This is a genomic window from uncultured Agrococcus sp. (genome assembly GCF_945915485.1).
GTDB lineage: Bacteria > Actinomycetota > Actinomycetes > Actinomycetales > Microbacteriaceae > Agrococcus.
In genome coordinates this window covers 1-11,526 of sequence record NZ_CAMEFJ010000078.1, presented here as the reverse complement: position 1 = coordinate 11,526, position 11,526 = coordinate 1, and the positions used below count along the sequence as shown (strand labels likewise).

Here is an 11,526-nt window from a genome sequence, read left to right as displayed (position 1 = left end):
ATGGCCGAGCGCGTGCCGTTCGACATCACGGTTGATGATCGCCCGCTGCATTCGGGGTTCGGGGGCGGCATCCATCACTGCCTCGGCCACTTCGTCGCTCGCACCGACATGAGCGTCGCCCTGCCCCTGCTCGCCCGGCGGATGCCGGACGTTGCGGCGGATGGGCCGGGACAGTGGCTGCCCGTCTCCGGTAACACGGGGCCGATCCGCTTTCCGCTTCGGTTCACGCCTGCGCACTGACCTGTCGTGCCCGTGACAAGCGGGACGAATGCGCCTTGCGATCGGGGTTTTTGTTTCCACAGGGTTATCCCCAATGTGGATAATTACACACGTGTAATTCCCCGGCCCGCGTGCACGGCTGCACTGTCGTCGGCTTCCCGCGCACCCCCATCCCCGATCCCCAAGCACGGGGCCAAACTCTCGGTCTACGTGTAGAGCCATCGCCTGTATAGGGTCTTCGCCTTCTCTATAGACCGATTTTTCGGCCCTTGGAAGAGGGGCTGGGGAGGCGGCAAACGAAAACCCCCTCCGAAGAGGGGGCCCGAAACCTAACTGTGCGCTGCTACTTCCATCGCGTCGCCATGATGAACCCGACGAACATGATGCCGAAGCCGATCAGCACGTTCCAGAAGCCGATCTCGGGAATCGGGAACTGCTGCAGGCTGACGTAGAACACGATGATCCATGCGAAGCCGACGATGATGAAGCCGAGCATAACCGGCAGGAACCATTGCGGATTGCGCGATTCTTTGCGAGCCGCGCGGTTAGCGGCGCGCACCGGAGAGTTTTTTGACGTAGCCATAGCACTAAGAGTGTACCTCAGAGCGGTAGGATAGTCCGCATGCTCGCAAGACACAGAAAGCGCCGTCCGCGCAGCAGGGCGACCTTGGCAAGCGTCTTCGGTGAGCTGTTGCTCACAGCAGGCATCATCATCGGCGGATTCGTCGGTTGGCAGTACTATCTGAGCGACGCCATCATGGGCGCGCAGCAGCAGGACGCCGCCAGCAACTTCGCCGCATCCCTCGGGCCGCTCGATCGCGTTGCCGAGGTGGAACTCCGCACGGACGAACCCCCTGCCGAGTCGAAACCCGACATGCACGAGAACTACGCGGTCATGTACATTCCGCGCTTCGGTGACTTCCAGCGAGTTGTGGGCGAGGGCGCTGTGCCGCTCGTCATTGACAGCCTCGAGCAGGGGCTCGGTCACTACGAGTCGAGCGCGTTGGCCGGTGAGCGGGGCAACTTCGCGATCGCGGGTCACCGCAATGGGCTCGGAGGTCCCTTCACCGAGCTGAACCGCTTGCAGGTCGGCGACCGCATCTACATTCAGACGGATGAGGCCTGGTACGTCTACGAGTATCGAAACGCCTCCTATGTCGAACCCACCCAGATTTCGGTTGTCGCGCCGGTGCCCGACCTACCGGACCTGCCGGCGGAAGACCGATACATCACCCTGACAACCTGCAACCCGGAGTGGTCTGCCGAGGGTAGGCTCATCGCCTTCGGCGTGCTCGTCGGCTGGCTCCCGCTTGACGACGGCATGCCGAGTGAACTCGCAGAACACCTAGAGGAAATCGCCTAATGTACGCAGCGCTGTGGCGGGTCATTCCCGGCCCGTGGTTCGTCAAGCTCCTCGTGTTCCTCGTCCTGATCGCGGCGGTCGGGTATGCCCTGATCTTCCACGGCTACCCGTGGTTCATGCAGACGTTCTTCCCGACTCCCGATGTGACGGTGCCCGAGTGAGGGTCCTCGTCGTCGACAATTTCGATAGTTTCGTCTTCACCCTCGCCGGCTACCTGACCGAGCTCGGCGCCGACGTTACCGTGCAGCGGAACGATGTCGCGGATCCAGCGCGCATTCGAGACTGGGATGCCGTGCTCATCTCGCCCGGCCCCGGCGCACCCGCGGACGCCGGCTCCTCGATCGACTTCGTGCACGCCTCCGTCGACTCCGGTGTTCCGCTGTTCGGCGTGTGCCTCGGTCACCAGGCAATAGCGGAGGCCTTCGGGGGCGTCGTCTCGCACGCCGAGGAGCTCATGCACGGCAAGACCAGCACGATCGTCCATGAAGAGACGCCACTGTTCGCCGGGCTGCCGCAGCGGTTCACGGCAACGCGGTATCACTCGCTCGCCGTCGAAGACGACGCTGTTTCCGGACAGCTCCGCGTGACCGCTCGAACGGCACACCCGGATGCGGGCCGCGGGGTCATCATGGCACTCGAGCACGTGAGTGCTCCCGTGTGGGGCGTCCAGTACCATCCGGAGTCGATCTTGACCGAGGGCGGCTATCGCATGCTCGGCAACTGGCTCGAGTTCGCCGGCCTACGGGGGGCTATCGAGCGTTCTGCCGGTAAACAGCCGCGCATGGACTGATTGGGAGATACCCTGCCATTGCGGTGACGCTGGTCAGCGAGTGTTACAACTAGCCGTCGTCACCGTTGTCGTCATCGCCGCCGCCATTGTCGTCGTCGTCATCGTCATCATCGTCGTCGGTTTGCGTGGGAGTCGGGTCAGGTCGCGAACCGCCGCAGTAGGTGATCGTGATGCTGCCGCCCTGCTCCTGCGAGCCCGGCTGCACCGACTGGTTGGTGACGTTGCCTCCCCAGCACGACAGGTTGGCCTGCGTATGCACCGTGTAACCGAGGTCCTCGAGCGCGCTCACGGCACCCTGGTAGTTCTGGTCCGTGACATCCGGAATCGTCACCCGACCGGTCGAAATGATCAGTGTGACGCTGTCGCCCGGGCCCAGTTCGGTACCTCGGCCAGGTTCCGTACGGATCACGTTGCCCTCGGGGATGCTCGGATGATCCTCTTCCTCGACCTCGGACACTTCGAGATGCCGGTGCTCAAGAGCGTTCGTGGCGCGCTCCTGCGTCATACCGGAGTAGTCGATCAGCGGACTCGGCGCGGGGCCCGCTGAAACCGTCAGCCTGACAGGAGTGTCACCGCTGATGCTCGTATCCGGGTCAGGGGATTGATCCAGGACGAGCCCCGGTTCGGACTCGTCGTGGATGGCGTTGCTCTCAGTGCGGAGCCCGAGGTCGTCGAGGGCGGCGATGGCCTCCTCCTCTTGCATGCCGACAACGTCGGGGACGTCGGTCGCGAGCCCTTCGAAGGAGAACGGGTTGATGTTCACAACCCACAGCACGATGACCACGAGGAGTGCGACGATAGCGGTCGCGCCTCCCCAGATCCAGACCGCACGGGGCCGGGAACTCGGTTCGGTCTCGGTGGGCGTGTCGTCGGCGGACTCCTCGCTCTCCTCGATGGTCTCGAGTACGGTCGTGAGCGCGCTGCTCTCGTGCTGGGCCAGGAAGGTCTCTTCGTCGTTCTCGTCCTGCACCTCGGTCGCCTCGCCGGCCAGCGCAGCCTCGAGGGCATCCGAGAAGTCGGAGGCGCTCTGGAAGCGCAGATCCGCGTTCTTCGTCAATGCCTTCGCGACGACCGACTCCATCGCCGGAGAGATACCGGGAACGATCTCGGATGGCCGCGGGGGCTGTTCGCTCAGGTGGCGGTATGCGACAGCCACGGGCGAATCCGCCTCGAACGGCGGGCGTCCGGTCAGCAGCTCAAACAGTACGAGACCCGTCGAGTACAGGTCGGTGCGCGAGTCGATGGAGTCACCGCGCGCTTGCTCCGGCGAGAAGTACTGGGCGGTGCCCATGATGGTGCTGGTCTCGTCGGTCGTGTTGCTCTCGCTGACGGCGCGGGCGATACCGAAGTCCATGACCTTAATCTGGCCGCCGGGGGTCAGCATGATGTTGGCCGGCTTGATGTCGCAGTGCACGACGCCGGCCCTGTGAGAATACTCGAGAGCCGTGAGAACGCCCTTGATGATGCGCACGGCCTCCGACTCCGGGAGTGGTCCATCGGCGACGATGTCGCGGAGCACTCGTCCGTCGACGTACTCGATGATGATGTACGGAATCGTTCGTTCCACGCCGTCGGTGTCGGTCAGTTCCTCACCCGCGTCGAACACCCGAACGACTGTGGGGTGCGACATACGTGCGGCGGACTGCGCTTCCTGCCGGAAGCGGTGCCGGAACTTCTCACTGGCCGCAAGCTCTGGTTTGAGCAGCTTGATGGCTACCTTGCGGTCGAGTCGGGTATCGCGGCCGAGATACACCTCAGCCATGCCACCGCGGCCGATGAGTTCGCCGATCTCGTAGCGCCCTGCGAGCGCAGTCAGCGAGCCGATGATTGAGTCGCTCACCACACCTCCGTTCAGCGCAAGGCTCGGCCCTTATCCTAACGACTCGAATATGCGACAGGCATCATGGCCGATGGATTTGTTATAGGACTGAGTCTAAAGGCCGAGTCTAGTCTTCGGGCTCTTCGGGATCGTCAGTGGGCGGCGGCGTGGTATCAGTCGGTGTCGGCGGTGGAGTCGGAGTGGGCTCCGGCTCCGTCGCGGTCAGTGTCAGCTCGGGTGAGTAGCCCGTTTCGAGGGTCGTGCGGTCGGACCCCGAGCACGTCACCATGTACGAGATGCGGTTGTCGCCCTCTTGCAGTGTGACTTGCGCGTTGGTCCCCGTGCCGGCGTTGAAGGTATCGCTGCCGACCTGCACGCCGTAGGTGACGGTGTCGTAGCCGGCCGGGCAGCTGTACGGCTGCCAGGAGACCGTGACGCTCTGCCCCGGCTCGAGATCGTCGGGATCGGCATTGTCGAGCACGGGAGCGTCGGTCGGGTCGTCCGCCTGTGCGACCTGCCCGTAGACGGTTCCCGTGATCGTCGTGCCCTCGTCGACGTCACCCGTCGGCGAAACATCGTAGACCTGGCCGACTTGGCTCGCGTTCGGTGCGGGTTCGCCGACAGGGGTCTCGGGCACCAGCCCGAGCTCCTCGATCGCGTTCCTGAACTGCTGCTCCGACAATCCGATGAAGTCGGTCGGGTCGATATTGATTGCTTCCGGCGTCTCCGACACCGATGGGCTGGGTGACGGAGTCGGCTCCGGCTCCTCGTCTCCGCCGAACCAGAGAATGCCGAGCGCGACGAGTGCCGCGACCAACAGCGCGGAGAGAATGATGACGGGCCACAGCCACGGCCGCTTCTTCTTCTCTTCCTCTTCTTCGCCTTCCTCCTCCTCGCCCGCAACGGTTGGGAGGGCAGCGGTCGCAGGCGAGGACTGCGTCTGGATGACGCGAGTCGCTGCCTGCGTTGGCGAATCGATCGTCGCGAAGGAATCGGTCGCCGCGATGCCCGGCACGATCGCGGCAGCCCCGGCGATGTCACCGCGGCGCAGCATGGTCGCAGCGCGCGAGAGATGCGCCGCGGAAGTCGGGCGATCGGTCGGCTTCTTCGCGATGCAGCTCATCACGAGGTTGCGGACGGGCTCCGGCAGACTGTTCGGAAGCTCGGGCGGCGCGTCGTTGATGTGCGCCATCGCGATGGCGACCTGCGACTCGCCCGTGAACGGACGCTTGCCGGCGAGGCACTCGTACGCGACGATCCCCAGCGAGTAGATGTCGGTTGCGGGAGCAGCGGGCTGCCCGGATGCCTGCTCGGGAGACAGGTACTGCACGGTGCCCATGACCTGCCCCGTCGCCGTCAGCGGTACCTGGTCGGCGATCCGAGCGATGCCGAAGTCGGTGATCTTGACCCGGCCCTCCGGCGTGATGAGCAGGTTCCCCGGCTTGATGTCGCGGTGCACGAGCCCGGCCTGGTGCGCCGCGTGCAGCGCGGCAGCGGTCTGGGCAGTGATGTCGAGGACGCGGTCGGCCGACAGGGTGCGCTCGCGGTCGAGAATCGCGGAGAGGGGTTCGCCGGGTACGAGCTCCATGACGAGGTAGGCGCTGCCGTCCTCCTCGCCGTAGTCGAAGACGTTCGCGATGCCCTCGTGGTTCACGAGTGCCGCGTGGCGGGCCTCCGCACGGAATCGCTCCAAGAAGCCGGGGTCGCCGAGGTACTCGTCCTTGAGGATCTTGATCGCGACCGTGCGACCGATGACGGTGTCTTCGGCTCGCCAGACTTCGCCCATTCCGCCGACGGCAATACGGCTGGTTAGTTCGTATCGACCACCAAAGGTCTGCCCGCTCGAGGGTCTCATGAGTTCAGCACCGCCTCCATGATCGATTGTCCTACAGGCACCGCCAATTCGCCGGAGCCTCGCCCTGCAATGTTCTCGGGAGGAACAACGACAACGGCAACAGCTACCGATTGCCCCTCGTGTTCCGCGTATCCGGTGAACCACAGGTTGTACGGCTGGTTCTCCTCGCCGTTCTCCGCAGTTCCCGTCTTTCCGCCGACGGTGACTCCGGGAATTTGCGCGTTCGACGAATAGCCGTTCTCTACATTGTCCACCATCAGATCCTGAAGATCTCCCGCAACCGAGGGCGTCATGGGCGTCGACAGCAGCTCGGGTCCGGGAGCTTCAAGCACCTGCAGGTCTTCCGTTATGACGTTGTTGATGAGGTTCGGCCTCATCAACTCGCCGTCGTTCGCGATCGCAGCGGTCGTCATCGCGATCTGCAGCGGTGTTACGCGCACGTCGTACTGCCCGAAACCGGTCAGCATGAGTTGCGCGTCGTCCATGTCCTCCGGGTAGGTGCTCGGAAGCACCTGCGTCGGAATCGTCAACGACTGCCCATAGCCGAGCGCTTCGGCAGCATCGCTGATCGCTTCCTCACCGAGCTCTTGCGCGAGAATCGCGAACGGAATGTTGCACGAGTAACGCATCGCGATCTCGAGGGTTACGGTGTCGCCACCGTCGCCGCAAGCCCCGCGCGTGGAGTTGGTGACAACACGGGACGACTGCGGCAGATCGAGTTCCGTCGGATTATCGAACTCGCTGTCAGCCGTGTAGTCACCGGATTCGAGAGCCGCATAGGCGACGACGAGCTTGAACACCGAACCGGGGAAGAAGAGGTCGCCGGCGATCGCACGATTGTGCAGCGGCTGGCCCGGATCCTGCAGCAGTTCGTCGTAGACCGCCTCCACCAGCTCGCCGTCGTGCTGTGTCATGACGTTGGGGTCGAAGGACGGCGACGAGTACATCGCGAGAATCTCGCCGGTCTCCGGATCGATCGCGACCGCTGCGCCCTCGAAATCGCCGATGCCCTCCGCGGCCGCCATCTGGGCCTCCGGCATGATCGTGGTCGTGACGGAGGCACCCTGCGGATCACGGCCCGTCAGGAGGCGCTCGATCTCGGTCAGGAACTGACTGTCCGCCTGCCCCGTCAGTTGGGGGTTCATCGCGCCTTCGAGGCCTGTGTTGCCCTGCCCGAGCGTGTTGTAGCCGGTGACGGCCGCGTACAGGTCACCCTGCGGGTACTGCCGCTGCCACGGGTACACGCCGTCGCTCGGGACGCTCTGCGCGATCGGCTCGCCGCCGGCGGTGATCGCGCCCCGCTCGATGTCGAACGACGCCTGAATGGCTCGCGAGTTGCGGCCGTCGGCGTTCAGGCTGTCGGCCTGCACGCTCTGAATCACGGTTGTCGACGTGAACAGGGCGAGGAACATGATGAGCACCAGAATGCTCACCCTGGAGATTTCGCGTCTCATTCGGTCACCTCCGAGGTAGATCTGATGCTGTCGGACAATCGGAGCAGGAGCGCGACGATGATCCAGTTCGCGAGCAGCGACGAACCGCCGGATGCCATGAACGGGATCGTCAGCCCCGTCATGGGGATCACGCGAGTGACACCGCCGACGACGACGAACAGTTGCAGCGCGATCGTGAACGCGAGGCCGACGCCAAGGAGTTTCGTGAAGTCGTCGGGGCCCCTGAACCCGACGCGCATGCCGCGCGTCACCAGGATCAGGAAGAGCGCCAGGATCGCGAAGATGCCGACGAGACCGAGCTCTTCTCCGAAGGACGCGATGATGTAGTCATCCTTGGCCTGGGGCGTGATGTTCGGCCGTCCGAGGCCGAATCCGGTGCCGAACAGGCCGCCGTTGGCCATGCCGAACAGCCCCTGGACGACCTGGTACGACCCTCCGAACGCACGCTGGTACAGCTCGTCGTCGAAGGGGTTCAGCCAGATTTCGATGCGCTGTTGCGCGCGCCCGAGACCAAGGCCCTGCAGTTCGGTCAGGTGAGTCTGCGCGAGCACCCACAGGACGCCGATCGCGATCACGATGAGCGCGAGGCCGATGAGGATCCACTCGCGACGCCCGGTTGCGACGTAGATCATGACCGTGAAGAGGCCGAAGTAGAGCATGCCCGTTCCGAGGTCACCCTGCACGACGAGAATCAGCATGCAAGCGACCCAGACCAGGAAGATGGGGCCGAGGTCGCGCATCCTGGGCAGCCGCAGCCCCAGGAACCGCTTACCGGCGACCGACAGCGACTCCCTGGCGGTCATGAGGTAGCCGGCGAAGAAGATCGCGAGGAAGATCTTGGCGAGCTCACCGGGCTGGAACGAGAACGAACCGACACGAATCCAGACGTTCGCTTCGTTGATGGTCGCCCCGAGCCCCGGCACCATGGGCAGCAGCATGAGCGCGAGCGCCGCGAACATGGACAGATAGCGGTACCTGGTCAGGATGCGGTGGTTGCGGATCACCAGCAGCACGACGATCGCCGCCACGATGGCGAGCGCCGTCCACGCGACCTGCCTGACCCCGTCGGCCGCCCAGCCCTCGAGGCCCTGCGCGATGTCGATGCGATAGATCATCGCGATGCCCAGACCGTTGAGCACGGTCGCGATCGGCAGGATGAACGGGTCGGCCTCCCGCGCCACGATGCGCAGCACGATGTGCACGACGAGCGTCAGCAGGGCGAGGCCGCCCGCCAGATAGAGAATCGTCAGATCGATCGTTTCGAGTGCACCGAGCTGCACGAGTGCGATTGCAGAACCCGCGACACCCCAGGCGAGGATGAGCAGGAAGAGTTCGAGTGCGCGCACCTTCTGCGGTTTGCGCAGGCGCACGCGGATCGCCTCGGTCGCCTCGCCGAGTTTGATGATGCCGGTTTGCAAGGCCGTCACGGGTTGCCTCGCAATCGGTCGATGATCGCTTCCGCGTCGTTCAAGTCGTCGGCATTGAGCGTGTTCCGCACGGCGTTCTGGTAGGTCCAGCCGAGTTCGGTCACCCGGATATCGGTCGTCTGCACCTCTTCCGACAGCGAGATGGGGCCGATATCCTGCTGAATGCCCTGGTAGATGGCGACGTAGCCGTCGTCGTTCTCGGCGACGAAGTAGCGAGTCTGCGTCCAGTTGTAGAAGCCGATGCTCGTCAGTACGACAGCGGCGATGGCGATGACGGCACCGACGGCCCATGTCACGCGCCTGCGAATGCGGTAGCGTCGCTGCTCCGTGAGGATCTCCTGCAGCACCTCTTCGCTCTCGGGCTCGAAGTGCTCCCAGAGCGGCTGTGCTCGCAGCTGGCGAGGGTGCAGGAGCAGCTGGCGCAGCGAGATCGGCGCTGCCTCGGGCTCCGTCGCCGTGTAGGACACTTCGTTCTCGGCGCTGCCGACGATGATCGGTTCGTCGATGTCGTCACCCTCGCCGGCATCCATGAGAACGACGGTGACGTTGTCGGGGGCGCCCTGCGAAAGGGCCTCCCGAACGAGGCGTTTGACCGTGTCCTGCGTCGAGAGCCCCTGGCCGAGAATCGCCCCGATCTTCTCCTCCGGCACGTACGAGGAGAGCCCGTCCGAGCAGGCGAGCCACCGATCGTCCGGCTCGATCCCTTCGACGAATGTGTCGATCTCGGGGTTGGTCTCGATGTTGCCGAGCACACGCATCACGACGTTGCGGCGCGGATGCGTCTCCGCTTCCTCACGGCTGATGCGGCCCGCGTCGACGAGTTTCTGGACGAAGGTGTGGTCGGTCGTGATCTGCGTTAACGCGCCAACGCGGTAGCGGTAGATGCGCGAATCGCCGATGTGCGCGATGCCGAGCTGGTCGCCGACGCGCACGAATCCCGAGAACGTGGTGCCCATCCCCGTCAGTTCCGGATGGTCGCGCATAGAATTCTGCAGGCGCTCGTTACCGGCCTGCAGCACGGAGGCGAGCACTTCGCTGGCCTCTTCCGGCGAACTGTATTCGCTGTCGGCGCCGCTCAGATTCTGCACGATGATGGCGCTAGCGACGTCGCCCCCGGCGTGACCACCCATGCCGTCCGCCACCGCAAAGAGATGCGCGCCCGCGTAGCCGGAGTCCTGATTCTCGGAGCGGACTCGGCCGACGTGCGATAGAGCGGCGGCGTACTGGGTCACTAGGGCCTCAGTTCGAACTGGGTTGTTCCCACCCGGATCGTCGACCCGGGAGTGACTTCGGTAGCGACCGTGACGCGCTTACCGCTCAGGAACGTGCCGTTCGTGGAACCCAGGTCTTCTATGACCCATCGACTCCCCTGTTTGGACACTTTCGCGTGATTCGTGCTCGTGTAGTCGTCGCTGACCTGTAGCCCCGCGCCCGAGGAACGGCCGATGGTCAGACCCGTGACAGGCAAATCGATCGTTGTTCCGGCCTTCGGGCCCGCCGTGATGACGAGTTTGCCGAAGTCTTGCGGGTCAGGGCCGCCGGTGGAAACGGCTGCGGTCGGGATGTCCCGATCGTCGTGGCTTTCACGCTGGTTGCCTGCGGCAACCCGAACGCTGCGGGGGATGCGCGGCCCGAACATGTCGCTGCGTACCGAGTAGATCACGATGAAGACGAAGATCCACAGCAGTGCCAGTAGCCCCAGGCGCAACACCAGCAGAGTGAGTTCGCTCACGCTTGTCCCTTCGTCTGGGCCATGAGTCGATAGACGAGTCGTGTCGATCCTATGTCGATGATCGAATCGGGGTCGAGCAGCGCCTTGCCGAGTTTCTTACCGTTCAGCTGCGTGCCATTCGTGGACCGCAGGTCGGTCACCTGCGCGCGTTCGCCATCCCACACGATTTCGACGTGTTTGCGGCTTGCGCTCGCGTCATCGATCGTGATGTCGCAGTCGGAACCGCGGCCCACAATCGTGCGGCCGCGACGTAGGTGGTGGCGATTGCCCTTGATGTCGATGACGGCAGACCAGGTGACTTCGCCCTTTGCCGCTCTTGACGAAACTTCGAGCATGCCCTTTGTGAGCTTCTCGTCTTCCTCGATCTCGATCACGAGGGGAGCTGCGAAGCTGTAGCCGCTGTTGCGGGCGTGCTTGTTGAGCGACTGCGCGAGCTCGTCCTTCAGCGTGTCGCCGAGCGACCGCATGCTCTCCGCGTCCGCTTCCGAAAGCTGCACGGTGAGGACGTTCGGTACCAGGATGCGCTCGCGGGACACGACCCTGGCGTGCGTATCGAGTTCTCGTCGTAGCGCTGCCGCGATTTCAACAGGCTCTACTCCCGAGCGGAAAGTCTTTGCGAATGCGCCATTGACGACGCGTTCGAGTCCGCGCTCGAACTTATCGAGCAGGCCCATAAGCACACCGCCTTCCGTTTCCAGGCTCCGCAGAGCGTCGTTCCAGAGTAACCGAACCCTCTCAGTATCTGATATTCTGATCCAGTTGCCGAGTCATCGGTAGTATTCGCGCGAGTGGCGGAATTGGTAGACGCGCTGGCTTCAGGTGCCAGTGCCCGCAAGGGCGTGGGGGTTCAAGTCCCCCCTCGCGCAC

Annotated in this window: 11 protein-coding genes, 1 tRNA gene and 1 pseudogene; 5 read left to right on the top strand and 8 right to left on the bottom strand. The window is 64.2% G+C overall.

Features of this window, described 5'->3' with window-relative positions:
- A pseudogene (locus Q0O95_RS11170) lies at positions 1 to 240 on the top strand (hypothetical protein); the annotation flags it as partial.
- Between the two features lie 322 nt (positions 241 to 562).
- On the opposite strand, the gene Q0O95_RS11165 reads toward Q0O95_RS11170, so the two are convergent.
- Positions 563 to 802, bottom strand: coding sequence for a cell division protein CrgA (locus tag Q0O95_RS11165; RefSeq protein WP_293698541.1), 240 nt, complete (start codon positions 800 to 802; stop codon positions 563 to 565).
- Positions 803 to 841: 39 nt separating this feature from the next.
- Here Q0O95_RS11165 and Q0O95_RS11160 point away from each other — a divergent pair, with 39 nt between their 5' ends.
- The 3 genes from Q0O95_RS11160 to Q0O95_RS11150 are packed head-to-tail and all read left to right on the top strand — an operon-like array spanning position 842 to position 2,372.
- Positions 842 to 1,582 (top strand): class E sortase, encoded by a 741-nt coding sequence (locus Q0O95_RS11160; protein ID WP_293698538.1) that lies wholly within the window; start codon positions 842 to 844, stop codon positions 1,580 to 1,582.
- A complete protein-coding gene (locus tag Q0O95_RS11155; RefSeq protein WP_293698535.1) occupies positions 1,582 to 1,743 on the top strand; it encodes a hypothetical protein in 162 nt (53 codons plus the stop codon). Before Q0O95_RS11160 ends, Q0O95_RS11155 begins: the two co-directional genes overlap by 1 nt.
- On the top strand, positions 1,740 to 2,372 hold the full coding sequence (locus Q0O95_RS11150; RefSeq protein ID WP_293698532.1) for an aminodeoxychorismate/anthranilate synthase component II: 633 nt from the start codon (positions 1,740 to 1,742) through the stop codon (positions 2,370 to 2,372). The genes Q0O95_RS11155 and Q0O95_RS11150 overlap by 4 nt, the downstream gene beginning before the upstream one ends.
- A gap of 49 nt (positions 2,373 to 2,421) precedes the next feature.
- Here Q0O95_RS11150 and pknB read toward each other — a convergent pair whose 3' ends face one another.
- The 7 genes from pknB to Q0O95_RS11115 all read right to left on the bottom strand — a co-directional run bounded on the left by pknB (position 2,422) and on the right by Q0O95_RS11115 (position 11,333).
- Positions 2,422 to 4,212: a Stk1 family PASTA domain-containing Ser/Thr kinase gene (pknB, locus tag Q0O95_RS11145; protein WP_293698529.1), complete on the bottom strand. Its 1,791-nt coding sequence runs from the start codon at positions 4,210 to 4,212 to the stop codon at positions 2,422 to 2,424.
- Positions 4,213 to 4,318: 106 nt separating this feature from the next.
- Complete coding sequence (locus Q0O95_RS11140) at positions 4,319 to 6,046, bottom strand: protein kinase (protein ID WP_293698526.1); 1,728 nt, start codon at positions 6,044 to 6,046, stop codon at positions 4,319 to 4,321.
- On the bottom strand, positions 6,043 to 7,500 hold the full coding sequence (locus tag Q0O95_RS11135; RefSeq protein WP_293698523.1) for a penicillin-binding transpeptidase domain-containing protein: 1,458 nt from the start codon (positions 7,498 to 7,500) through the stop codon (positions 6,043 to 6,045). The genes Q0O95_RS11140 and Q0O95_RS11135 overlap by 4 nt, the downstream gene beginning before the upstream one ends.
- Positions 7,497 to 8,927 (bottom strand): FtsW/RodA/SpoVE family cell cycle protein, encoded by a 1,431-nt coding sequence (locus Q0O95_RS11130; protein ID WP_293698520.1) that lies wholly within the window; start codon positions 8,925 to 8,927, stop codon positions 7,497 to 7,499. The genes Q0O95_RS11135 and Q0O95_RS11130 overlap by 4 nt, the downstream gene beginning before the upstream one ends.
- Entirely contained in the window at positions 8,924 to 10,159 is a 1,236-nt protein-coding gene (locus Q0O95_RS11125) for a PP2C family serine/threonine-protein phosphatase (protein ID WP_293698518.1), read from the bottom strand. Before Q0O95_RS11125 ends, Q0O95_RS11130 begins: the two co-directional genes overlap by 4 nt.
- A complete protein-coding gene (locus Q0O95_RS11120) occupies positions 10,159 to 10,659 on the bottom strand; it encodes an FHA domain-containing protein (RefSeq protein ID WP_293698515.1) in 501 nt (166 codons plus the stop codon). The genes Q0O95_RS11125 and Q0O95_RS11120 overlap by 1 nt, the downstream gene beginning before the upstream one ends.
- A complete protein-coding gene (locus Q0O95_RS11115) occupies positions 10,656 to 11,333 on the bottom strand; it encodes a DUF3662 and FHA domain-containing protein (protein WP_293698513.1) in 678 nt (225 codons plus the stop codon). The genes Q0O95_RS11120 and Q0O95_RS11115 overlap by 4 nt, the downstream gene beginning before the upstream one ends.
- Positions 11,334 to 11,441: 108 nt before the next feature.
- Between Q0O95_RS11115 and Q0O95_RS11110 the strand changes: the two genes are divergently transcribed.
- Positions 11,442 to 11,525 (top strand) — tRNA-Leu (locus Q0O95_RS11110).
- The last annotated feature ends 1 nt before the right edge of the window (position 11,526 follow it).

Excerpts from the sequence above, each read along its gene's own strand:
- Q0O95_RS11155 (WP_293698535.1), top strand. The coding sequence starts at position 1,582 with ATGTACGCAGCGCTGTGGCGGGTCATTCCCGGCCCGTGGTTCGTCAAG.
- Q0O95_RS11160 (WP_293698538.1), top strand. The coding sequence starts at position 842 with ATGCTCGCAAGACACAGAAAGCGCCGTCCGCGCAGCAGGGCGACCTTG.
- Q0O95_RS11115 (WP_293698513.1), bottom strand. The coding sequence starts at position 11,333 with ATGGGCCTGCTCGATAAGTTCGAGCGCGGACTCGAACGCGTCGTCAAT.
- Q0O95_RS11165 (WP_293698541.1), bottom strand. The coding sequence starts at position 802 with ATGGCTACGTCAAAAAACTCTCCGGTGCGCGCCGCTAACCGCGCGGCT.
- Q0O95_RS11140 (WP_293698526.1), bottom strand. The coding sequence starts at position 6,046 with ATGAGACCCTCGAGCGGGCAGACCTTTGGTGGTCGATACGAACTAACC.
- Q0O95_RS11135 (WP_293698523.1), bottom strand. The coding sequence starts at position 7,500 with ATGAGACGCGAAATCTCCAGGGTGAGCATTCTGGTGCTCATCATGTTC.